The organism is Paenibacillus bovis, assembly GCF_001421015.2.
Taxonomy (GTDB): domain Bacteria; phylum Bacillota; class Bacilli; order Paenibacillales; family Paenibacillaceae; genus Saccharibacillus; species Saccharibacillus bovis.
The window spans coordinates 2,302,810-2,326,710 of record NZ_CP013023.1 but is presented as its reverse complement, the minus strand read 5'-3'; the positions used below and the strand labels follow the sequence as shown (position 1 = coordinate 2,326,710).

18 protein-coding genes are annotated in these 23,901 nt (G+C 48.9%); 4 read left to right on the top strand and 14 right to left on the bottom strand.

Features of this window, described 5'->3' with window-relative positions:
* Window positions 1–113: 113 nt before the first annotated feature.
* From AR543_RS09915 to AR543_RS09890, 6 genes are all read right to left on the bottom strand, one after another.
* The gene (locus AR543_RS09915) at window positions 114–506 is read right to left on the bottom strand and encodes an FxsA family protein (RefSeq protein WP_017811237.1); all 393 of its coding nucleotides are present in this window, start codon (window positions 504–506) and stop codon (window positions 114–116) included.
* A gap of 17 nt (window positions 507–523) precedes the next feature.
* On the bottom strand, window positions 524–1,042 hold the full coding sequence (locus AR543_RS09910) for an acyl-CoA thioesterase (RefSeq protein ID WP_060533981.1): 519 nt from the start codon (window positions 1,040–1,042) through the stop codon (window positions 524–526).
* Between the two features lie 159 nt (window positions 1,043–1,201).
* Window positions 1,202–2,626 carry a pyruvate kinase gene (pyk, locus tag AR543_RS09905; protein ID WP_060533979.1) on the bottom strand — a complete coding sequence of 475 codons (1,425 nt, stop codon included), beginning with the start codon at window positions 2,624–2,626 and terminating at the stop codon, window positions 1,202–1,204.
* Window positions 2,627–2,865: 239 nt separating this feature from the next.
* A complete protein-coding gene (locus AR543_RS09900) occupies window positions 2,866–3,984 on the bottom strand; it encodes an acetyl-CoA carboxylase carboxyltransferase subunit alpha (protein ID WP_060533977.1) in 1,119 nt (372 codons plus the stop codon).
* Window positions 3,985–4,884 (bottom strand): acetyl-CoA carboxylase, carboxyltransferase subunit beta, encoded by a 900-nt coding sequence (gene accD, locus AR543_RS09895; protein WP_060533975.1) that lies wholly within the window; start codon window positions 4,882–4,884, stop codon window positions 3,985–3,987.
* A 222-nt stretch (window positions 4,885–5,106) separates the two neighbouring features.
* Window positions 5,107–8,895 carry a DNA polymerase III subunit alpha gene (locus AR543_RS09890; RefSeq protein ID WP_060533974.1) on the bottom strand — a complete coding sequence of 1,263 codons (3,789 nt, stop codon included), beginning with the start codon at window positions 8,893–8,895 and terminating at the stop codon, window positions 5,107–5,109.
* A gap of 225 nt (window positions 8,896–9,120) precedes the next feature.
* On the opposite strand from AR543_RS09890, the gene AR543_RS09885 reads away from it, so the two are divergent.
* Window positions 9,121–11,073, top strand: a complete 1,953-nt coding sequence (locus AR543_RS09885) for a methyl-accepting chemotaxis protein (RefSeq protein WP_060533972.1) — start codon at window positions 9,121–9,123, stop codon at window positions 11,071–11,073.
* A gap of 180 nt (window positions 11,074–11,253) precedes the next feature.
* Here the strand turns inward: AR543_RS09885 and AR543_RS09880 are convergent, their stop codons facing one another.
* From AR543_RS09880 to AR543_RS09855, 6 genes are all read right to left on the bottom strand, one after another.
* The gene (locus tag AR543_RS09880) at window positions 11,254–12,594 is read right to left on the bottom strand and encodes a DRTGG domain-containing protein (protein ID WP_060533970.1); all 1,341 of its coding nucleotides are present in this window, start codon (window positions 12,592–12,594) and stop codon (window positions 11,254–11,256) included.
* A gap of 218 nt (window positions 12,595–12,812) precedes the next feature.
* The gene (locus AR543_RS09875; RefSeq protein WP_060533968.1) at window positions 12,813–13,160 is read right to left on the bottom strand and encodes a YlbF/YmcA family competence regulator; all 348 of its coding nucleotides are present in this window, start codon (window positions 13,158–13,160) and stop codon (window positions 12,813–12,815) included.
* Between the two features lie 143 nt (window positions 13,161–13,303).
* Entirely contained in the window at window positions 13,304–13,990 is a 687-nt protein-coding gene (locus AR543_RS09870; RefSeq protein WP_060533966.1) for an HAD hydrolase-like protein, read from the bottom strand.
* A gap of 124 nt (window positions 13,991–14,114) precedes the next feature.
* Window positions 14,115–15,479: a hemolysin family protein gene (locus AR543_RS09865; RefSeq protein ID WP_060533964.1), complete on the bottom strand. Its 1,365-nt coding sequence runs from the start codon at window positions 15,477–15,479 to the stop codon at window positions 14,115–14,117.
* An 89-nt stretch (window positions 15,480–15,568) separates the two neighbouring features.
* Window positions 15,569–16,702: a radical SAM/CxCxxxxC motif protein YfkAB gene (gene yfkAB, locus AR543_RS09860; protein ID WP_060533962.1), complete on the bottom strand. Its 1,134-nt coding sequence runs from the start codon at window positions 16,700–16,702 to the stop codon at window positions 15,569–15,571.
* Between the two features lie 98 nt (window positions 16,703–16,800).
* Window positions 16,801–18,243, bottom strand: a complete 1,443-nt coding sequence (locus AR543_RS09855) for a bifunctional metallophosphatase/5'-nucleotidase (protein ID WP_060533960.1) — start codon at window positions 18,241–18,243, stop codon at window positions 16,801–16,803.
* Window positions 18,244–18,469: 226 nt separating this feature from the next.
* On the opposite strand from AR543_RS09855, the gene AR543_RS09850 reads away from it, so the two are divergent.
* Together AR543_RS09850 and AR543_RS09845 are read left to right on the top strand one after the other, a co-directional pair.
* The gene (locus AR543_RS09850) at window positions 18,470–19,222 is read left to right on the top strand and encodes a molybdenum cofactor biosynthesis protein (protein WP_060533958.1); all 753 of its coding nucleotides are present in this window, start codon (window positions 18,470–18,472) and stop codon (window positions 19,220–19,222) included.
* An 85-nt stretch (window positions 19,223–19,307) separates the two neighbouring features.
* Window positions 19,308–20,342, top strand: coding sequence for an HD-GYP domain-containing protein (locus AR543_RS09845; RefSeq protein WP_060533956.1), 1,035 nt, complete (start codon window positions 19,308–19,310; stop codon window positions 20,340–20,342).
* Between the two features lie 196 nt (window positions 20,343–20,538).
* On the opposite strand, the gene AR543_RS09840 is transcribed toward AR543_RS09845, so the two are convergent.
* Window positions 20,539–22,131, bottom strand: a complete 1,593-nt coding sequence (locus AR543_RS09840) for an FAD-dependent oxidoreductase (protein ID WP_335582712.1) — start codon at window positions 22,129–22,131, stop codon at window positions 20,539–20,541.
* A 298-nt stretch (window positions 22,132–22,429) separates the two neighbouring features.
* On the opposite strand from AR543_RS09840, the gene AR543_RS09835 reads away from it, so the two are divergent.
* The gene (locus tag AR543_RS09835) at window positions 22,430–23,083 is read left to right on the top strand and encodes a 3'-5' exonuclease (RefSeq protein ID WP_227871869.1); all 654 of its coding nucleotides are present in this window, start codon (window positions 22,430–22,432) and stop codon (window positions 23,081–23,083) included.
* A 240-nt stretch (window positions 23,084–23,323) separates the two neighbouring features.
* Here AR543_RS09835 and paiA read toward each other — a convergent pair whose 3' ends face one another.
* Window positions 23,324–23,860, bottom strand: a complete 537-nt coding sequence (gene paiA / locus AR543_RS09830; RefSeq protein ID WP_060533951.1) for a spermidine/spermine N(1)-acetyltransferase — start codon at window positions 23,858–23,860, stop codon at window positions 23,324–23,326.
* Between the last annotated feature and the right edge of the window lie 41 nt (window positions 23,861–23,901).

Genomic DNA, 23,901 nt, shown 5'->3' with positions numbered 1-23,901 from the left:
AAATACACTTATTAGTCTTCTATCCTTCTGCCCGCAACATCTACTATTATCTTATAAATCAAATAAAAAAGACTTCCTTTATGCCAAGGGAAGTCTTTTTCAGTGCTGACCGATTAGGGACGGTATATCGTAATGGAACCTTTTTTCATCCGCTTCTCAATCCATTTGAGCAGCAGATTGCGATACAGCGGACGAGTCAGCGGAAATACGATAGTAAAGCCGATCACATCCAGTACAAAGCCCGGCAAAACGAGCATGATGCCGCCGATAAACACACATAATCCATCCAGCATTTTGCGGCCGGGCGGCTGATTGGCATTGATCAGGGCTTTGGTATCTTCGAGTACTTTTCGTCCTTCGAACCTCATCATGACAATGCCGATCAGCGAGGTCAATATGAGCAGAATCAGCGTATTCCAACCACCGATCCATTCAATCATTTGTAAAAAAATGTACCATTCCAGGAGCGGCACAATAATAATTAATGCAGCGATCCATTTTTTCAACCGGTACCTCTCCTCTCCTATTGCAAAGACCGTACAAGTGAATCATACAGCTGCGGCAGAACTTTATCAAGCCGCACCGGAGTAAACTCCCTGCTCACCCATACATGCTTGGTGAAACCGCCTGTCAGCGGCTCTCCAGGCAGCTCAGCGCCATCGGGAAAAGTCATACGCGGTCCTACAGCCGAAGCATCACCTACGAGATGATCATCCTCATCCGCAAGCAGGTGAATTTTGTATTCGTAATCAATCCGCAATCTGGAGAAATTGACGATCCGTGTATAGACAGCCACCCGATCATCATATCGTGCCGGACGACCATAACTCAGCGAAGCATCTACCAGAGGGAGCAGCACTCCTGCCGCTTCCATATCCCGGTAACGAAATCCCAGATCACGGATCATCTCGGTCCGCCCCAGTTCGAACCAGTTCAAGTAATTGGTATGATACACAACACCCATCGGATCATTTTCCTGGTAACGCACCCGAAATGAAATTCCATGCCATTCGCTTGGCAGCTGCAGTTTTTCTCTAGCCATTGCTTTCTTCCTCCACTCTTCTCTTTTTGTTTTTTGAGTTCTTTATATTGGATTTTTCTATATGCTGCTACCTGTACAAGTACGCAGCAAATCAGCAAAAAAAGCAATGGAAGATTCCACTGCTTTTTTTGCATCGTACTATATAAGCACTATGCCGGATTATTTCGCGGACATTTGTGCTACTTTGATCAGGTTTGTAGAACCGGATTTACCCAGTGGGATACCAGCTGTGATAACAACCAGATCGCCTTCTTTGAGCAGACCGGAATCTTTACCACCCTGCAGGGCGATATCGAACAGTTCATCTGTAGAATGAGCTTCTGTGCCTTTAACTGGCAGTACGCCCCAAGTCAGAGCCAGACGACGCATCGTTTGTTCCTTAGTCGTTACCGCAATGATTGGTGCTTGCGGACGATATTTGGATACCACGCGTGCAGTATGACCGGATTCTGTAGAAGAAATGATCGCTGTTGCATTCAGATCCATGGCGCAGCTCGCTACAGATTGGCTGATTGCTTCAGTTACTGTAGTTTGTTGTGCATGGCTTTGCTTCAGGAAGATTTCACGATAGTTCAGTGCGGATTCCGCTTTTTCTGCAATGCGGGACATTGTCAGTACGGATTCTACCGGATATTTACCAGCAGCTGTTTCGCCGGACAGCATGATTGCATCTGTACCATCGAAGATCGCGTTGGCTACGTCACTTGCTTCCGCACGGGTCGGACGCGGGTTACGCTGCATGGAATCCAGCATTTGAGTTGCTGTGATAACCGGTTTGCCTGCACGATTACATTTTTCGATCATGCGTTTTTGTACCAGTGGTACTTCTTCGGCAGGGATTTCCACACCAAGGTCGCCACGGGCTACCATCAGGCCATCGGATACTTCCAGGATTTCATCCAGGTTGTCCACGCCTTGTTGGTTCTCGATTTTGGAGATGATTTGAATGTGCGGAGCACCTTTTTCTTCAAGCAATTTACGGATTTCCAGTACGTCACTTGCTTTACGTACGAAGGAAGCAGCGATGAAATCTACACCCTGCTCAATACCGAAGATAATATCGTTCGCATCTTTTTCAGTAATACCTGGCAGGGAAATATTCACGCCCGGTACGTTAACGCCTTTGCGGCCTTTGATTTGTCCGCCGTTAACGATACGGCACTTGATTTCAGTACCCAGAACCTGTACTACGCTCAGACCGATCAGACCATCGTCGATCAGAATTGTGGAACCTACTTCCACGTCTCCCGGCAGATCTTGGTAAGATACAGTCAGACGATGCTGGTCACCGAGGATTTCTTCGGTAGTCAGCGTGATGTACTCATCCTGAACCAGATCAATCGGCTCTTCTTTTAGTTTGCCGATACGGATCTCCGGACCTTTGGTATCCAGCAGGATTGCTACGGTTTTACCCAGTTCTTTGCTGGCTTGTTTGATGTTTTTGATACGGTTGCCATGTTCTTCAAAATCACCATGGGAGAAGTTCAGGCGGGATACGTTCATACCTGCCATGATCAGTTTTTTCGTGTTTTCCAAGGACTCACTTGCCGGTCCAATCGTACATACAATTTTCGTTTTGCGCATAATCGATTTCCTCCGTTTTCAAGGTCTCTCTATTTTTCTTTTTCCAACATAGCTTATCGTTTGGTAACAACAAGCCCCAACAAACAAATTTACTACAAATTCTCGCTTTTGTATACAGCTTGTTGAAGAAGCCGGTCGGCGGACGCTCCGGAATCCTCATAAGCCATCTTCGAGACTCTGTAGTAAATTATACGATACCCGTGTAAATTGCATATAAATTCCGCCGTGAACCTTACGAATTAATGAGGCGGAGTGCGCGGAGCTTCCTCATCTGCCGACGGTTCGGTCAATGAAGAAAAGTGCTTGATGGTATGATCTATCGGCTGCATAGATTCATCCTCTGCCTTCTCGACGTTCGTCTGCTCGCTCTCGCTTGAGCTTCCAAAGAAATTGCTGCTTACCCGTCGTTCCGCAAATTCACCGATCTTGCGGAATTTCTGATAACGCTGCTCAACCAGTGCATCGCCGTCCATACCGGACAATTCCTGCAAATGCATCAGCAGATGTTCTTTCAGAGCGGCTCCAGTTGCTTCGTAATCTTTATGGGCGCCACCGCGAGGTTCGGGAACAATCCCTTCGATAATCTCCATTTGCAACAGATCATCTGCCGTGATTTTCATCGCTTCGGCAGCCTGATCGGCTTTGGAAGCATCTTTCCACAGGATAGAAGCTGCACCATTCGGTGAAATCGCCGAATAAATAGCATTTTCCATCATGAGTACACGGTTGCCTACACCTATCGCCAGCGCACCACCGCTTCCGCCTTCGCCAATGACTACACAGATGACAGGCACACGCAATCTGGCCATCTCCCACAGGCTGCGGGCGATTGCTTCAGACTGACCGCGCTCTTCTGCTGTATTACCCGGATACGCACCCTTGGTATCAATAAATGTCACGATTGGGCGGCCAAATTTCTCCGCCTGCTTCATGAGACGGATCGATTTGCGGTAGCCCTCGGGATGGGGACTGCCAAAGAAACGTGCGATATTATCCTTGGTATCCTTGCCGCGCTGATGACCGATAACCGTTACCGGCTGACCTTCCAGACGTGCAAGTCCACCAACGATCGCCAGATCGTCACCGAACATGCGATCACCATGCAGTTCGATAAAATCCGTAAAAATAAGCGGAATCAGATCCAGCGTCGTAGGACGCTGCTGATTCCGGGCCAGATGCATTTTCTGCGCCGGGCTGATATGTGTATAGATTTCGCTTTCCATCTGGCGATAACGCTCTTCCAGACGATTGATTTCATCAGCGAAATCAATTCCTTTTTCCTGACCGAACTGCTTTAGCTCGTCGATCTTTTTACGCAATTCAACGAGAGGCATTTCAAAAGGCATCTCTCCTGCCACTTAAAATCCCCCTTTCCCGCTATGATAGCCCAACAGATCGGACAACATAGTCTTCATGTCTTTGCGGTGAACAACCATATCCAGCTGTCCGTGCTCCAGGTTGAACTCGGCTGTCTGGAAATTATCAGGCAGCTTCTGACGGATCGTCTGCTCGATAACGATTCGTCCGGCGAAGCCAAACAGCGCACCCGGTTCAGCGATAATCACATCGCCAAGTGTCGCAAAGCTCGCAGATACTCCGCCCATCGTCGGATCCGTGATGACGGATATGTACAGACCGCCGTTATCCTGGAAGCGCGACAATGCCGCACTCGTTTTGGCCATCTGCATCAGACTGATAATACTCTCCTGCATACGGGCACCGCCGGATGTGGAGAACATGATCAGCGGCAGATTGCGCTCATCTGCTGCTTCGATCGCACGGGTAATTTTCTCCCCGACCACCGAGCCCATGCTTCCGCTGAAAAAGTCAAAGCTCATCACCGCGAGCATCGCACGATGCCCCTCGATCATGCCTTCACCTGTAATCACAGCATCACGCAGGCCGGAGTTCATTTTTTGCTGCTCCAGCTTTTTGGCGTAACCCGGGAAGTTCAGCGGATCAATAGATTCCATACCGGCATCCATTTCCGTAAACTGGCCTTCATCCACCAGCATGACGATCCGTTCGATCGCATTCAGGCGCATATGGTAGCCGCAGTTGCTGCACACTTTCAGGTTCTTTTCCAGTTCCTTGCTGTAATGAATCGTACCGCACTTGCTGCACTTGTTCATTAGTCCTTCCGGAATTTCCCGTTTTGGGCGTTCCTGCGACGGCTCATCTGATGCGGACTCATTGCTCCAGCGCTGTGAAGGAATGGTCGCATATTTTTTCTTCTTCTGGAATAAATCTCTAAACACAACTACACCTCTTCAGACGTATACTTATTCCCCTGCTTATTGAATAAATCATCATTATTTATAACGAACACAAGCTGGACTTAGTGATTACAAAAAATAGGCATACTTAAGCCCACATCATGGGATAATGATACCATACCACATTTTTTTGCCGTAACAAAGAGCACAGACAATAAATCAATCCACCGGTCGATCATAACCGGTGGACCGCAGGGTGCTTTTTCACTTGACTTTTACAGTGCCTTCGCCGAGCATTTGTTCCATTTCCTGGAACAGCGCAGGCGATGGCTTGATCCGGTAGCTGTCGCTCAGATCCAACAGCTTCTGGCTTTCCTCGTAAAAAAGGACGGTACCGAGCTGACCGGGATGACTGGAAAGCAGCTGTTTGAGCTGCTCCAGCCGTCCTGCCTGCTGGGCTTCGCGGGTAATTTTGATATACACGGTCTGGCTTGGTTTGCTTGTACTATTCTGTTCGACAGCAGCTTTGCTGCCGGAGGAAGACGACGCAGGAGAAGCCGAAGCGCCACCAGCGGAAGAAGCTCTGCCTGTACCTGCTGCTGCAGGCTGTGTATTGCTTTTAGCTGCCGGGCGCCGGGATGCCGATGAAGCACCGGCTGGTGCTTTGCTGCGCCGCTGGCGTGCTTTTTCGGCCATTTCGCCAGCGGATGCCGGGGTGAGCGGCACCGCTTCCTCGGCAAGCAGCTTGAAGCCTTCTTCTTCCTGTTTTTGAAGTCTTCCCCGAATTACGAGCAGTACCCCTTTATCCACAAGCTCATTATATTTACGCCATACCTCGGGGAACATGACAACCTCGCATTTTTCGATCTGGTCTTCCATTTCCATAAAGGCCATCGATTTGCCCTGCTTGGTCGTGATCGCTTTGAGCGAAACGACCATCCCTGCTACGGCTACCATACTGTCATCCTCGGCTTCATGCAGGTTCATCAGCCTGGACAAACCAGACTCTTCAATCGCCCGTTCATAATCATCCAGCGGATGACCCGATAAATATAGCCCCAGCAGCTCGCGCTCGAATTCCAGCTGTTCGCCAGATGTAAATGGCGGAATATCCGGATACGAGACTTCCCAGTTGGGCTTCTCGCCAAGATCAAAATCGAACATCTCGATCTGCAGCTCCTCGCGTTCCTTGCGCCATTTGGCTGCTTCCTTGATCGTCTCATCCAGCATCTGCAGCAGCTGGGCGCGATGTCCTGGCAACGTGTCAAATGCTCCGGCCTGGATCAGGGATTCGATAACACGTTTGTTGCAGGCTTTGGGGTCTACGCGGCGACAGAAATCAACCAGACTATCAAATGGACGCTCTGCGCGTTCCTTGATAATGCTGTTGATCGCCTGGGTACCGACATTTTTGACCGCACCGAGTCCAAAACGGATATGCCCGGTGATTTGTGCTGATTCCACTGTCTGGTCACCAATAGAATTAGCTTCCAGTCTATCCCGATTGCTATCCGAATTTTCCCGGGATAGCTGCGCATGTTCCGTTACATCTTCAGCAGGATTCTCTCCTAGCTGATGTGGTAGAGCCAAATCTTCCAGAACCGGGGTAAAGGTAATTCCGCTCGTATTCACATCCGGCGGCAGTACCTCGACACCGACACGCTGGCATTCCAGCACATACTCCGCCACTTTGCGATGCGTTCCCATTACCGCAGTCAGCATAGAGGCGATAAATTGTACCGGATAATGAGCTTTGAGATAGGCGGTCTGGAAAGCCAGCACACCGTAAGCCGTCGCATGAGCACGCGGGAATCCATAATCGGCAAAACGCACAATCATATCGTACACGACATTGGCATCCTGCTCGGTATACCCTTGCTGAAGACTGCCCTGCACAAAGTGTTCGCGTTCCTGATCGAGCACTTCCCGCTTTTTCTTGGATACGGCTCGCCGCAGTAGATCCGCTTCTCCTAGTGAAAATCCTGCCATAGTAGAAGCAATCTGCATAATCTGTTCCTGGTAGACGATAATGCCATACGTATCTTCCAGAATCGGCTTCAGGTCATTATGCGGATATTCCGGTACAGCGCGGCCATGCTTGGCTTCGATGTAGCGTGGAATAAAGTCCATCGGACCCGGACGATACAGCGCATTGACCGAGACGATATCTTCAAATTCGCTCGGCTTCAGATCACGCAGCACTCTGCGAATACCCGGAGACTCCAGCTGGAACACGCCCATGGTATCACCCTGGCTGAGCATTCGATAAGTTTCCGGATCATCGACCGGAATGCGGTCAAAATCAATGTTCTCTCCAGTCTGTTCCTTCACCCATTCCAGACAGCGCTCGATAATGGACAATGTACGCAGACCCAGGAAATCCATTTTAAGTATACCGATCGCTTCCAGATTCTCCATCGTATACTGTGTCAGCACCGCATGCTCACTGCCTTCCTGCAGAGGAACGACATCAGTCAATGGACCACTGGAAATAACAACGCCTGCCGCATGGGTAGACGCATGACGCGGCATGCCTTCGACCTTGAGTGCCGTATCGATCATTTCGCGTACCGGCGCGGATTTGGCGTATCTTTCTTTTAATTCCGGTACCTGGTCAAGTGAACGCTGAATCGTTACACCAATTTGTGCCGGAATCAGCTTGGCTGCTTTGTCGGTATCGGTATAAGGTACATTCAGCGCACGTCCCACATCCCGTACCGCGGCGCGCGCAGCCAGCGTACCAAAAGTAATAATCTGCGCAACCCGGTCACGTCCGTATTTTTCCACCACATAATCGATCATTTCATCCCGGCGCAGGTCGCTGAAGTCGATATCGATATCGGGCATAGATACCCGCGCCGGATTCAGGAAACGCTCAAACAGCAGCTTGTAGCGGATCGGATCCACATTGGTAATCTGCAATACATAAGCGACCAGACTACCGGCAGACGATCCCCGCCCCGGTCCGGTAGCGATTCCCTGGCGATGGGCATAATTCATAAAATCCCATACGATCAGAAAGTAATCGTCAAATCCCATATTACCGATTACCGATAGTTCGTAAGCCAGTCGCTCTTCCAGTCCCTGACGCTCTTCGGGATCATTCCATAAAGGAGTCTTTTCGTAGCGCCGGATTAGACCCTCCTGACACAGCTGCGCCAGGTAGGCACCTGCATTCATGCCTTCCGGCAGCGGATGGTAAGCAGGCAGCAGCGAAGTGCCAAAAGTAAGCTCCAAATGGCATTTATCTGCAATAGTAGCCGTATTTTCGATCGCTTCCGGTACATAGCGGAACAGTGCTGCCATTTGCTCGCCATTTTTGAGATACAGTTGATTGGTCGGGATACGCAGACGGCTCTCATCCTCTACCGTTTTGCCGGTACCGATACAGATCAGTACATCCTGCGTTTTGGCATCCTCTTCGGTCAGATAATGCACATCATTGGTTGCTACAAGCGGTATATTCAGTTCACGTGCCAATTCGATCAGCAGTGGTGTGACCTTTTTCTGTTCAGCCAGACCGTGATCCTGCAGCTCGATATAAAAGTCTTCTCCAAAAATCTGCTGGTAACGCAGCGCTGCCTTTCTCGCTTCGTCCAGTTGTCCATGCAGCAAATGCTGCGGAATTTCTCCGCCAAGACAGGCGCTGAGACAAATAATTCCTTCATGATACTGCTGCAGTGCTTCCGCATCGATACGCGGTTTATAATGAAAACCTTCCAGATGACCGACAGAGCAGAGCTTCATCAGGTTCCGGTAGCCTGTTTCATTTTTGGCCAGTAATAACAAGTGGTGAATAGGCTGGTCTTTGCGTGCTGCCTTTTCCTTGCGTGATCCGGCCGTATAATACGCCTCACAGCCAATAATCGGCTTGATGCCATGCTGTAGGCAGGCTTTGTAAAACGGGATGGCACCATACATTACGCCATGATCCGTCAGTGCCAGCGAAGTCATCCCTGCCGCCGCCGCGCTCGCGACCAGATCCTGGATACGCGCAGCCCCGTCCAGCAGACTGTATTCACTATGCACATGCAAATGTACAAATGGGGTCATACGCTTCCCTGCTTTCCTTGTGTAATATCAAATGACTGATGAATCAGTACTCTCATCTATACTATTTTATCATATTCAGCCTATAGACCGGCAGTATTTGCAAAAAAATGACTACGACCAATAAGGTCTCTTATTCTGTTCTAAACTTCCCCGATCAGAGCACCGATAAATCAATCATTCAGAATAATGATTCATATTCATTAAACGAGACAGGGGATATGCGTGATGAAAAAACAGTTAATCCTGATGATGTGTCTGATTACAATCATTCCCATGGTTGTATTCGGTGCATTCAGCCTGATCAGCACCACCCACAAAATTCAAAAAGACGCTTATAACATGAACGAGCAGAATGTTGAACTGGTACTACAGAAAGCGCAAACATTGGTAAATACAGAGCTCGCTATGCTGCAGCAGCTCGCCACCAATCCCGAACTCAAGCAATTTACTCCCGCTCAATTACCGCAGGTCAAAAATCTGCTCGTCCAGACTTCCAAGCTACACCCGGAACTGCAAACGATCGTATTCAGCAGCAAAGACGGCCAGCAGCTCGCCAAAAACACCGATGCCGATCTCGATAATGTCAGCGACCGCGATTATTTCAAACAGCTGATCTCCACCCAGAAGCAGGTTGTATCCGACGTACTCGTCAGCAAATCCTCCGGCAAAAAAATCATCAATATCGTTTATCCCGTTTTTGATAATACCAATACATTGACTGGTCTGATCCAGTGTTCACTGCCGCTCGATAGCATGAGCGCCTATGCCAAGGAGTTCTCCATTAACGGTCAGACCGCCTATATCGCTGACCGTACAGGGGTTATTCTCGCTCATCCTGTTGCTGCTTCCCTGGACACGGATATCAAGTCCACTCCATCCTTCCAGCAAGGTTCTGCCGGTCAATCGGGCACTGTGACCTATGGGGAAGGGGCTAACAAAAAGCTGGTTTCTTTTGTACCTGATCCGGTAACAGGCTGGACCGTATTCAGCGAGAAATCCTACAACCTCATTATGGAAGATTATTACACACTGCTGTACAACAGTATGATTATTCTTGCAGTTTCCCTGCTGGCTGCTATTGCTGCCGGATATATTTTCTCTACCCGTCTGACACGCCCGATTATGCAGCTGGTTCAGGTGACCCGTGCGGTAGCAGAAGGTGATCTGACCTCCACCTGGACTATCCGATCCAAAAATGAAGTAGGCGCCCTGTCCGATGCACTGGCAGAAATGACCGGGAATCTGCGGAATATCGTCTCCCATCTCAAAGACACTTCTCTTCATCTGGCATCCTCTTCCGAAGAGCTGACAGCGAGCGCAGGCGAGACTTCCTATGCCTCCCAGCATATTGCCGAGTCTATACAGGAAATGGCTGCCGGTTCCGATCGCCAGGCAGAGCATGTACATCATACATCCTCCACTGTTCACCAGATGGCCGATGGTATCCAGAATATCGCCGGCAGTGCCCAGGAAGTCGCTTCTACCGCGGTGCTGACTTCGACCAAAGTCACCGAAGGAGACGAAGCTCTCCGCGCTGCCGGCAATGAAATCACCAAACTAAAATCCATTTTTGGCGATTTATCCGGTTCTGTGAACAATTTGGATAATCACTCGCAGACGATTAATCAGATTGTCAGTGTTATCGCCCAGATTGCCAAACAGACCAATCTGTTATCCCTGAATGCCGGTATTGAAGCGGCACGCGCAGGTGAACATGGCAAAGGATTCAGCGTAGTCGCCAAAGAAATCAGCAATCTGGCAGATGAAGCTTCTTCTTCGGCCAATCAGATCAGCAGTCTGATCGACAGTATCCAAAAAGAAATTCATACCGTAGTCAACAAGACGGAAGCAGGTTCTCAGGAAGTGGAACAAAGTATCCATGCCGTCCATACCGCCGGACAGTCTTTTGGATTGATTCGCCAGTACGTCCAGGAAGTCGCACAGAGTATTCAGAGCGTCTCCTCCGCTTCTTCCAATCTATCCAGCGGTACACAGCAGGTGATCCAGTCGGTCAATCAGATGTCTGATATTACCAGCACGTCTGTAGGTGAGATTGAATCGGTGTCAGCCGCTACCGAACAGCAGCTGGCGACAATGGAAGAAATCGCTGCTTCCTCCGCGGTATTATCGAATGTTGCTCAGGAACTTAAAGTCATGGTCGAGAAGTTCAAAGTATAACAACTGCTATAGCTGTGGATTTCTTGTAAAAATTTTCATTCCGCTTTTTATTTCACTTCGGTCATATGGTTGTCCTTATGCAAATGTATATACCCATGTAACTTCCATATTCCATATCGATATAACTGCTATATTCAGTTCAAAAAAGGCTGTGCGGATGAATGTTCCGCACAGCCTTTTTTATCCGTGGTCGATCGATTGCAGAGTCAGTACCGACTTGGAGACCGGCATATTTTCGTAAATGATCTCGATCTCCAGCTTGTACGTACGACGGCTGGATTCCAGCACAATAGGACGAATCACAATCGCATCCTCGATCTGCACCGGACGCAAAAAGTACGTTGAAATATTATCGAGTACGTAATCATGTCCACTCAGCAGGCGCGCTGTACGAATCGCTGCCTGGATCATGACCGAGATCAGAATACCTTCGGAAATATTCCCGAGGTCTGTCGCCATCTGCGGCGTTATAAAGCCATGGTAGACGATACCTCCGTCCTCATCCCGCTCCTCGGCAAATCCGTTCCAGATCAGATGGTCAAACGTCTCTACGTTGCCTGCCTGCGGCTCCTGCTGGGCATCTCGCATCGCCTGCAGCACTTCACGCCGGGTCACCGTGCCGATCAGCTTGCGGTTGCGATCGACGATAGGCAGGAAATCAATACCCTCCCACATCATCGTCTGGGCTGCCGAAGCCAGGGATGTCTGCAAGGTAGCCGTTATCGGTCTGCGAATCAGCACTTTCTCGATCGGCTGATCTTCCTGTAGCTCTTCGATTTCCTTGCGACCGACAATCCCGATCACCCGGTTCCATTCATCTACGACAGCCAGACGCAGATAACCGGTCTTTTCCGCCACTTCATAAAAATCCGCCGCCATACTGGAAGCTTTGAGCACACCAGGTTTGGGCTTGCCTGCGATAATATCCTCGACCAGCATAATCTTCTTTTTGATCATCCGATCAAATAGCGCCCGGTTGATCATCGAGGCAACTGTAAAGGTATCATGACGGGAAGAAATGATCGGCAGTCCACGCTCATCCGCGAGTGCCTTGACCTCCAGACTCGTACCGAAGCCGCCTGTAATCAGCACGGCTGCTCCGTGTTCCAGTGCAAGAGAATGAGCATCCTCACGGTTACCTACGATCAACAGACTGCCCGCTTCCACATAACGCATCATCGCGTCCATCTTCATTGCACCAATCGCATATTTAACAAGCGTTTTGTCCAGACCACTGCCACCGCCGAGTACTTTGCCCTCTACAATCTCCGCCACATCGGCAAAGGTCAGCTGATCAGAGATTCCGCGCGGGCGTTTCTCGATCCGTACGGTACCAATCCGTTCGCGGGTAACCACAATACCCATGTTTTCCGCTTCTTTGACCGCACGATAGGCTGTTCCTTCACTCACGCCCATCTGCCGGGCCAGCTTGCGCACAGAGATTTTGGAGCCGATTTTGAGCTTTTCGATATGCTGCAAAAGCTGTTCATGCTTTGTAATCGATTCCTCATGTTCCTGCAACTGTAACACCACCTTCCAGCATCTGTATCAATGTGCATTTATTATAGCACAAAAAACGAGCGTATCTCACCATGCACTTGTGGGAGATAACGCTCGCTGCTTTTGTTTTACAGATTATCCGTCTGTTGAATGTCTATGGTCAGCAGATATTCACTGTAGCTACGGAAGCATTCACCAGACTTCTGTTATACCTTTATGTGTCGACAGATTACAACAGATTATTCAGCAGCTCCGCCATACAGATGGCTCAGGCTGTCCGTGATAATTTTGTTGATATCTTCGATGATGGTGCTCAGACGCTGCTCGGCATCGAACAAACGGCGGATATTCAGGTTCAGGTTCAGCACCTCGAACAGTTTTTCCATTTGCTCCATCTCTTCCGGGTTCGGCATATCGCCGGACATCATGCGCTGCTGTACTTCCATCTGACGCGTACGGAAGTCGTCCAGCATACGCTGGCTTTCCGGGTCGCTCTCGATCAATTTCAGAGCGGCTGTAATATCGGTTACTTCTTTGCTGTCGCGAATAGCTGCAGATAATTCATGTGCCTTATCGTAAATATTCATGGTCAGATTCCCACTTTCCAAATCAGTATGGTCTTGCCTGTCTGCTTATCAGGAGATATCCTGCAGGGCAGCACTATTTTTAACACGTCCTATACAGGGTAACTGATTTGAGCTCCGATGTAAAATATATCGCTTTGCTGATTCTACTGCGCCTCATCATATAGACGGCGCAGCTGGTCAAATGAAGTAATAATAACATCCGATCCATCCAGCTCACTCGTATCACCGAAGTCTGCATAGTTGCATCCGATCACCGTCTGGCTGTTTTTGACGCCAGCCTCTACATCCGATGAACGATCACCGACCATCCAGGCAGAAGTGATATCGTGATTGTCCAGCAGCAGCCGGACCAGATCGACTTTGGATGCAGTCTGATATTCGCCTGCACTGTATACCCCTTCCAGCAGCGAGCTCATCTGATGTATTTCCACTACACCTTTGACATAACCCTCTAGGCCATTACTAGCAATAAACAGACGGACGCCCTGATCATGCAAATAGGTCAGTGTCTCCATCACGTGCGGGTACAGACGGGAAGTGCCGGCTTTCATGCCATCTACCTGCAGATCCAGCAGCAGCTGGTTCGCTCTTGCGACAGTACGCGGCTCGGCCCCCGGAATAACACGGGTCCAGATATCTTCCAGCAGCATGCCCAGACAGCTTAGAATAATCTCGTCCGGCGGCGTATCTCCATGATACAATCCTTCTTCACGCAGAATCTCGAATGTATTGTGATAGGCAGGAAGCAGCACCGTCTCGGTCTCAAACAGCGTTCCATCCATATCAAACATCATCGCTTGCGGCTTTTTCAGTGCAGATCCATCCTTCATGATTCCATACTCCTCATCTTTATGTAAATTTAACGGCAGCCGCAAAATGGGATTATGCTGATTGAATCGTGCACGTTTACCCTGCGGCTGCCGTTATGGTACTGCTTATGTGTGTTATTCAAGATCAGGAATGGGAATCCTTATCCTCGCGATTATCCTCGGAATCGGTTTCTTCTGCTTGGGGAAGAGGATGTACATGCACTCGCATAATCCGCAGGCGCTCCGATTCTGCCACTTCGAATACGACTCCATCCACTTCAACGGTTTTCCCGACTTCCGGTACGCCTTCGAGTTCTTTGAACATCCAGCCACCAATCGAATCGACTTCATCGTCATCGATCTCTACACCGGCCAATTCGTTGACATCCTCGATCAACATCCGGCCATCGACGGAAATAATATCACCCAGCATCTCCATCTCTGGTCGCTCATCCTCGAATTCATCGTATAGATCACCGACGATCTCTTCCAGAATCTCTTCTGCAGTCAGCAGTCCGGCGGTTCCTCCGTATTCATCCACAACCAGTGTAAGCTGGGCATGGTTTTTTTGCATCAGCTGCAGTACATGACTGATCTCCATCGATTCCGGTACATTCAGAATCGGACGGGCAAGCGATGCCAGATCATAGGGCTGATTGACCGGAGACAGCAGAACATCCGTAATATGTACGAATCCGATAATTCTGTCCTTGTCTTCTACCGCGACCGGATAGCGTGAATGCTTGGTATCATTAATGATCGCCAGATTTTCTTCCCGGGACAGATTGGTGTAGAGACAGGTCATATCCGTACGAGGCAGCATAACTTCACGAGCCAATCGGTCGGAAAACTCGAAAATATTGTTAACCAACTCAATCTCGCCTTCGTCCATCACACCGCTTTTGGCACTCTGATTCATCAGAATACGGATCTCTTCCTCCGAATGCGCTCCATCTGCTTCACTGGCCGGTTCGATACCCACCAGGCGCAGTACGGCATTGGCCGCCATATTGAGCAGCCAGATAAACGGGAAAAATACCCGATAAAAGAACAGCAGCGGTCCGGAAAGCGCCAGTGACACACCATCTGTGCGCTGAATCGCCAGTGATTTGGGTGCCAGCTCGCCCAGTACGATATGCAGGAACGTAATTACAGCAAATCCGATTACAACCGATACGGTTGTAATGATCGTGGGATCGCCAAAGCCAAGCTTGTACATAATCGGTTCAACCAGCAGCTCCGAAATCGCCGGTTCCCCGATCCAGCCGAGACCCAGAGAAGCCAGGGTAATCCCGAACTGGGTCGCCGACAGGTAGGCATCCAGCTTGCTGTTTACCTTGAGTGCATATCCTGCCAGACGATTTCCTTCGCTTTGCAGCTGGGTAAGACGCGAATGTCTCACTTTGACCAGTGAGAACTCCGCCGCCACAAAAAATCCATTCAAAAATACAAGCACAAATACCAGTGCCAAATTAAGCAATAAAGTGCCTAAGTCAAACTCATGCCCCAACCGGAACGCCCCTTTTCTCGGATATATGGTACCTTCGCCGGGTCGTCTAACCTAAGAGAGCAGTTTCACATCACCGGCATATGGCAGTTTTACAGCAGTGCCTTGCGTGATTTGAAATCCGTGTCTTTGTAATACATATCCGCTACCAGCAGATTCGGTCCACAGCAAGCTGCCGCATCACAGTGGCAGTTTACCTGCTGATTCAGTGGATGATTATTGCTCCACTCGCCGAACACATCATCCAGCTTACGATTGTGAATATTGCCAAAAGCCGGAATCGCGGCAAAATCCGTTACAAACACATCACCGGTAAACATATTCACGTTAACCCGGTTGCGTCCGTCCGGATCATTACGTACCGTTACATTCTTTTCACGATACAGACGAGATACCAGTTCACGATCGGCCGTATCCGGATTGCAGCTGAAGAATGGAAGTGTACCGAACAACATCCACATCTCCTGATCACGGTGATCCAGCAGATCATGAATCGCTGCGCGGAAGTCGCCGAGCGATAATACTGGCAGGCTTGCTGCAAAATCAGCCGCATACATCGGATGCACTTCATGGCGCTTGCAGCCCATTTCACCAATAATACGATGAATCTCGGGCAGCTTGCGGTGTGTACGGTAGTTAATCATAGATTCGGCAGAAATAAACATGCCTGCTTCACTCAGCCGACGGGTATTCTCCATCATTTTGTCATACATGCGCACAGCTGCCTCGCGCGGAACAGGATGTCCGCTGTTAGCAAATCCCACCTCATGGAAGTCATCGGGCGATGTGTAGTTAAACGAAATATGCATTACATCCAGATATGGCAGCAATTTCTCATACCGGCCAATATCCAGCGTCAGATTGGAGTTGATCTGTGAACGGATTCCACGCTCACGCGCATATCGAAGTAAAGGCACAATGACTTCATCCACAGTTTGCTTGCGGAATGTAGGCTCTCCTCCGGTAATACTGATCGTCTGGAGGTTCTCTACTTCATCCAGCCGCTTCAGCATCAGCGGCAGCGGAATCATATCCGGCTCACGCATCACCAGCGAATCACCTACCGCGCAATGCTCACAGCGCATATTGCACAAATTGGTGACGGTCATCTCTACGCTGGTAAGCGTATGTTTGCCATACTGGCGAAGCGACAGCAGCGGGTCCCACGGGTCATAACTCGGGGATAATTCTTTCAGCGGCCATTCACTTCTGTGTATTACTGTCATTTGTATCTTCACCTTATCTCATGTATTAACCCTGAATTCGCATAATCCTAACGCTGCCGTACAGGCAAGCTGTGATTATGGATACAAGGTCCTGTTTATCATACCATAAACCAGCGCGCTCCGGCACAGGACTGCACCGCTCCCGGTGTCTGCAGCTCGCTGCGCAGCAGATCGCGGATAAATTCCGACAGCATATAGGTTACGCCTGCACTCTCGCTGAGTGAATCATAACCGATCCGGAAAGTGAACATATCGAGTGATCCCACGCTGTATTCCTGATCATCCTGCAGCGGCTGGCCGTTAATTTCCAGGCCGGTAATACGCTGATACGCCGGTCTGGACAGATCACAGGTAATCTTCAGTCCGTCTACACACAGACAGCCAAGAATTTTGCCGCGGAAGCCATAGCCCATAATGGCCTTATTCGTAAATTCGGACAATAAGGACTGCTCCAGTGCACGCCGAATACTGCTACCGCGCAGCAGGGTAATGCACGGATTAATTGGAGACGGGCACAGTCGGTGCAGAAGCGACTCTGTGATCTCGCCGGCAGGCAGTTCATCCAGCAGCTGTCCTGCATTTACGATCGACAACTCGGCACCTGTATAGCGGCGTACCGCCTGTGCCAGCAGATTGCCAAGCGAGGATTCCCGTTCGTAATCAATCTTCAGCGGAGCTTCCAGTATCGCCACTGTACGGCTCATCCGCTCTTCTGCCCGCTGCCTGTGGAGTACGATAGCCGCTTCTACCGCTTCTTCGCGCGGCATATTTTCCGTGATAGCAATCAGACCTCCGTCCAGCAGATGCGCACGTCCGCCAAGCGTATCCTTTTGCCAGGTCATCTGTCCCATATACTGGCCAAACTTGCCGGCTGCACCGAGCACTGTAGATCCTACCCAGAGCGGACGATCCAGTACATGGTGACTATGTCCACCTAGAATCACATCGATTTCCGGCAGCTGCTCTGCCAGCCGCTGATCCGCCGACAGCCCCAGATGCGAAAGCATCACGAGCAGATCCACTTCCCCGCGCAACTGATCGACCAGTGGACGCAGACTGCTGACCGGATCACTGACATCCCATCCTAGCAAGTCATAGAAATCTCCATAAGGAGCTGTGGCACCGATCAAGCCGATTTTCCAGCTGCCCTTTTCGATAATCTGATGGGTTCTCATCCATACAGGCGGTATGCCACTCTCATGTTCAATCACATTGCTGCATATGACCGGACAAATAATACCTGCATACGCCTGATTCAATATAGGCGATGTGTAGGTAAGTCCTTCATTGTTACCAATTGTCACAGCATCATATCCGGTCATATTGATAATATCGATATTGGCGCCGCCTTCCGACCCTTCGGTCTCGGGAGACATCCGGTCCATATGATCTCCAATATCAACGAGCAGTACATGATCGCGTCCCAGTCTGTCCGTGTAATCTCCGGCGATAGCGGCGAGAATGCCCATGTTTTCAAAATGACTGTGAATATCATTGGTATGCAGTATCGTAAGCACATCGTGCGCTGCTTCTGTATTCATGATTCTGTTCCTCCTTCTGTTCTACCTATATGCTGTCTGATGTGCTAATTGAATAAAGCGTTTGGATTTTACTCAAATACTGGTATATTAAAAGGATAAAAATAGCAGGTCTTGCCGTGATACCAGCAGCTGGTTCCAGCGACCTGTATTGTCCATAATAATCAGACTATTTGTGATTACCTGCCTGTATCGGGCTTTAATAATATCTATATGGAGGGCTTATTTTATGCAGTATACCATTAAATTATTTGCCGGGCTTGCCGAAAAAATCGGTGAATCCCAGATTACCGTAGAGGTACCACCCGTCGTGGATGCCTCCCTGGCACAGGATAGCAGCCCTGTTACCGTACAGCAGCTCAAGGATATTTTATCTACATTATACCCGGATGCCGAAATTTCTATCCGTCATTCGTTCGCAGCTGTTAATCAGGAGTACGCAACTGTCGATACTATTATTAAGGAAAGCGATGAACTGGCTCTGATCCCTCCCGTGTCCGGAGGCTCCGGACCGATTACATCCGAACAGACCCCTGATGGGCTCTATGTTATTACGAGCGCTCCTCTCACGGCAGAAGAAATCATTGCCAAGGTTACCGATAATAATCATGGGGCAACGATCGCCTTTATTGGTACGACTCGCGAAATGACCGGCGATATGCAAACGGTATATCTGGAATACGAAGCCTATGTTCCCATGGCGTTATCCCAGCTGCAAAAAATAGGCAATCATATCGCAGACACCTGGTCTGGTGCGCGCTGCGCGATTAGCCATCGCATCGGCAGCGTAGGTATTGCAGAGACAAGCGTAATTATCGCTGTCTCCTCTGCCCATCGCGATGATGCTTATGCAGCGAGCCGCTTTGCTATTGAGCGGCTCAAAGAAACGGTACCGATCTGGAAAAAGGAAGTCTGGGCAGACGGATCCGAATGGAAAGGTACACAAACAGGTCCCTGGAACCCCACAGAACCCAAATCATGAGCAAAATTACCCAGTATCAGGATTGTTGTACGGTTTTTTTCCTGTTATGATAAATTTAAATTTTTAGATTATGGAGGTGCCCATATTGAGAGTGCATGTTACAGATTTGAAGCCGGGAGATACGCTTTCCAGTGATACGTTCAATACATTCGGTATTCATATGATGCAAAAGGGCCACATTCTCCAACCCGATGATATTAGCAAGCTGCTTAAACATGGTCTGGATTATGTTGATATTGAAGAAACCGTAATTAACGATGATAATGAACCCCATCATTCACTTATAGAAGCAAAGGTTCAATTTGATACGGCTTTGGTCGGATTTCAGAATTTGTTCCTCAATGCAGCTTCTCGTGGCGAATTTGACGGAAGTCAGGTCGATGCCGTACTGGAACCTTTGATGGATGAGCTTCATACCCAAAAAGACGTTGTCTCTGTTCTTTTTGTACTCAATGATACCAATAACTACACGTACACACACTCCCTTCAAGTCGGCATGCTGTCTTATTATCTGGCCATCTGGATGGGATATACAGAGCAGGAAGCCTATGCTGCCGGCCGCGCTGGATATCTGCATGATGTAGGCAAAGCCAAAGTGCCTCCCGAGATTCTCAACAAACCGGGCAAATTGACACCTGAAGAATATGAAATCATGAAAAAGCATGCCCAGTATGGTCATGACATTATTATGGAGTCAACCGGAGATGAACTGAGTGCCATTGTCGCCCTTCAGCACCATGAACGGGCAGACGGCAAAGGCTATCCGAACGGTATTACACTCGATGATATTCATCCGTACGCGCGTATTACCGCTGTTGCGGATATATACAGTGCCATGACGACGCACCGGGTCTATCAATCCAAGCAGGAGCTGCTGCGTGTACTCAAGGAAATCCACCGGATGAGCTTTGGGCAATTGTATGCCGAGGCTGCACAGACTTTTATCCGTAATATGCTGCCCAATATGATTGGCAAAAAGGTTCGCCTCAACTCTGGCGAGACCGGACGGATTATCATGACGAATCCAACCGATTATTTCCGCCCGCTGATCGAGACGGAGCAAGGGTTCAAGGATCTGTCTATCCAGTCTGCACTGGAGATCGAAGAAATCTTTATCTGATTGAAAAAGAAGTAGCACAAAAAACGGGTCCTCTTCGGCAGAGAACCCGTTTTTGCGCTGCAGTTATTGGTGTATACCTTATTTCGCTAGCTAGGCTGCATGTCTATTCATGCTGTATTGCTGTGATGAGGCTGTTTGGCAGCCAAAAAACTGCGTACCCATATGCCCCAGCAGAGTAGTCTCGTTTAATTTAGTGTTAGTTTAATGCAATATGATAATCTTTTTTCAGATATTCATGAATCGTATGGAAATCATCTTCGGTCAGTTCCTGCAGACGTTTTCCGTCTTTTTCATGGCCCAGGATAATACCCATAACTTCTGCTGCCAGAGCGGTAGTCGGAGTGATTCTGGCACTGCCATAGGCTTTGATGGAGGCTCCGATATTTTTGCCCGCGACAAGCACATTGTCATAATTTTTGAGTTCAAAAGATCGCAGTGGAATACCGTAGGCATCCGGCTTGCCGTAGCCTTTGCCAGTCGGTACTTCCCGTGTTCCCTGAATATCCAGCGGATAGCCGCCGATGCTGACATTATCCCAGAACATCTTGCTGTTAATCACATCTTCATACTGTAGTACATAATCGGTCTCATATCGGTTATAGTCACGGATGTACAGATATTCCGGATAACCATTCAACTCGGCGTTTTTATAGCCGGGAATATTTTCGCGCAGAAATTCCAGCACATGTGGTGCCTCGGCTTTGCCTTTGGCGATAGCGGTTCGGACTGACTCGGGATCGGATGGATCCACATCGTAAATCAACAGCGCATTGATAATCACTTCGCCGTCTTTTTGATACGTGGAGTTGATACCGCGCAGCTTGAGCTGGGAATCGGCGATTTTGAGTTTGTCGGTTACTTTGCTGTAGCCCGTGCCAAAATCATAATCCACGTACGTATTGGTACCGTATTTGGCTTCCAGATTGGACAGTGGATAATCCCTCAGGGTAGCACTGTGCAAAGCAAGCCAGTCTACATTTTTGAATTTCAGCATATAGGTGGCTGCCATATATTCAGGCTTGTCGCCACCGCCAAAAATGGATTCCACTCCTGGAATACGGGTAGTATGGAGGCGGGAAGACAACGCTGCATAATCGGTATTTTCTACAAAATAACGTGCGTCCACTGTATGCTCGGTACCACTCTTTTCCGTATACGTAAGACTGGCGACCGAATATTTTCCGTTCTCTTCCTTTTGCTGAATCTGTTTGATACCAATACCGCTTTTGAGCGGGATACCTTCGATCAGACCATTATAGTATTTGATAAAGTCGGCTTCCTTGCGAATCTCGCCGCCATTATAGGCATTGTACAGCTTTTTCATCTCGCCTTGGACGAGGCTGATCTTTTTATTATTGTTCGGTTCATCCAGTACAAGCATCTGTCCCTGAATCAGCTGTCCGCCCGGTTTTTCCCTCGGATCAAGAATCAGCACATTCAGCCCTTCGTCATGAGCGGCCTTGGCCATCAGAACCCCTTCTACTTCACTACCGATCAGTACCAGATCGTAATGCTCGTCTGCAGACGGCGCAGGAATGTTCGCTTGATCCGCGCTGCCTGTCTGTCCGTTCGCAGCAGATGTGCCTGGATTGCCATTCTGTTCGTTGTTGGCCTTATTGCCCTGATTAGAGGCTGGCGAGCCTGAACCAGCTGTCTGAGCCGTCTGATGCTGCATGTACCATATTGTTCCTGCCGCGATAATAATCAATGCTACAACTACCCCAAGGATCGGACGCCCGATCGATTTGCGTTTTCTTCTGCCATGTGTCTCACTTCGTCTGCTCTTCAATTGCTGTTAACCACCTTGCATTTAATTTGTCTGTAACTGACTGGTATATGGAATACTTATGTACTAAAATAGATAGTTCATGGAACGACTGTACCTGTCTGTATGCCACTATGTTTGTATACCAGTACATGAAGCCGGCCAGGATATACCGGATTGTGCCAGAAATATCATTAAAATAATACTGCATCTCTGCGCAAATCCATTACCCACCCTAACAAAGGGTACAGGTGCTTACACCTTCCCGTCAACAACGGTTTTGTAATGATTGTATAGATATCGGGTGACCGACTCCGAAAGGATGAATAAAAGAATGGATTTTGTAACGATCGATTTTGAGACAGCCAACTCCAGCCGTGCCAGTGCCTGCTCGGTTGGTGTAGTGGAGATTCGCGGCGGCGAGATTACAGCGGAACGTTCCTGGCTGATCAACCCGGAGCAGCATTTTGATCCGATGAATATCAGTATTCACCGGATTACGCCATCCATGGTACAGGATGCGCCAACCTTTGGCGAACTGTGGCCGGAGCTGCTGCCTTATCTGGATAACAAGCATGTAGTCGCCCATAATGCGGCTTTTGATATGAGTGTATTGCGTCACAGTCTGGATGCTGCCAGCGCAGGCTATCCGGCATTTCAATATTACTGCACCTACCTGCTCAGCAAAAAGATTCTGAACGAGCTGCCCTCCCATCGGCTGAATAATCTGGCAGCCTATTATGGCATCGAGCTGAATCACCATGATGCCCTGGAAGACGCCCGTGCTGCTGCACTACTGCTCGTCAAGCTGCTGGAGCACAAGCAGCAACCTACTCCGGCTGAACTCGCATCAGCGCTTGGATACAAGCCCGGTACGCTGTATACAGGCGGCTACACGCCGTTCTCTGCATCCAAGGCCACAAAGTCCGGTGGCAGCTGGAAAAAGAAAACTTACAGCCGCAGCATACAATCCTGATTTCTGACCTGGGACTGAATAAGATAGTATCAAGCGGAGCATGCAATGTAGGTTTGTAGTATCGAACGATTTGAACAAAAAGATTAGACACTCGGAATTTTCCGCCTCTGCCTTACTCACACTTGATTGTTTATTATGAAATAAAAAGCCGTGCTTTGCTGTCGTTCTCGCAAAGCACGGCTTTTTGGTATTCTTTTCCCTCGTCTATTACGCCTTTTTGCTCTTTGTTTCTCTGGTTGATTACGTTTGGAGATCAGCTGCAGACAGATCTTTAACCATTAAAAAGTCGATCTGCTCCTCATCTCCCATATAAAAAGAATGCGCTCCTGTCTGCACAAAACCCAGCTTGCGGTAGAAGACAATCGCATTTTCATTTTTCTCCCATACCCCCAGCCATACTTGCTGCTTCCCACTTTGCACTGCTATAGCCAGCGTTTGGTCAAACAAATATTGTCCAATCCCCTGCTTCTGAAAAGATCGGCGTACATAGATTCGCTCGATCTCCAGCGCTTCGTCGCCCATCTGCTCGGACTGCGCATCTCCGGTATTCACTTTGAGATAGCCGGCAAGATTATTGTCCGCATACACAAAAAAGAACTGTGACTGTGTATGGGATAACTCCTGCCGAACCCGATTCAGGTCAAATGCTTGCTCCAGATAGGCGTTCATATTCTCGGATGAGTTCTGATCCCGGAATGTCTCGTCAAATGTCTCATAACCAATCTGCTGCAGCTCTGATGCATCTTCTATTGTACATTTCCTGATACTGATATTCATATTGCTTTTTCCACTCCTCTAACTAATACTATATTAACTTA

Excerpts from the sequence above, each read along its gene's own strand:
- AR543_RS09875 (WP_060533968.1), bottom strand. The coding sequence starts at position 13,160 with ATGAATATTTACGATAAGGCACATGAATTATCTGCAGCTATTCGCGAC.
- AR543_RS09885 (WP_060533972.1), top strand. The coding sequence starts at position 9,121 with ATGAAAAAACAGTTAATCCTGATGATGTGTCTGATTACAATCATTCCC.
- pyk (WP_060533979.1), bottom strand. The coding sequence starts at position 2,626 with ATGCGCAAAACGAAAATTGTATGTACGATTGGACCGGCAAGTGAGTCC.
- AR543_RS09850 (WP_060533958.1), top strand. The coding sequence starts at position 18,470 with ATGCAGTATACCATTAAATTATTTGCCGGGCTTGCCGAAAAAATCGGT.
- paiA (WP_060533951.1), bottom strand. The coding sequence starts at position 23,860 with ATGAATATCAGTATCAGGAAATGTACAATAGAAGATGCATCAGAGCTG.
- AR543_RS09855 (WP_060533960.1), bottom strand. The coding sequence starts at position 18,243 with ATGAATACAGAAGCAGCGCACGATGTGCTTACGATACTGCATACCAAT.
- yfkAB (WP_060533962.1), bottom strand. The coding sequence starts at position 16,702 with ATGACAGTAATACACAGAAGTGAATGGCCGCTGAAAGAATTATCCCCG.
- AR543_RS09890 (WP_060533974.1), bottom strand. The coding sequence starts at position 8,895 with ATGACCCCATTTGTACATTTGCATGTGCATAGTGAATACAGTCTGCTG.
- AR543_RS09835 (WP_227871869.1), top strand. The coding sequence starts at position 22,430 with ATGAATAAAAGAATGGATTTTGTAACGATCGATTTTGAGACAGCCAAC.
- AR543_RS09910 (WP_060533981.1), bottom strand. The coding sequence starts at position 1,042 with ATGGCTAGAGAAAAACTGCAGCTGCCAAGCGAATGGCATGGAATTTCA.
- AR543_RS09870 (WP_060533966.1), bottom strand. The coding sequence starts at position 13,990 with ATGAAGGATGGATCTGCACTGAAAAAGCCGCAAGCGATGATGTTTGAT.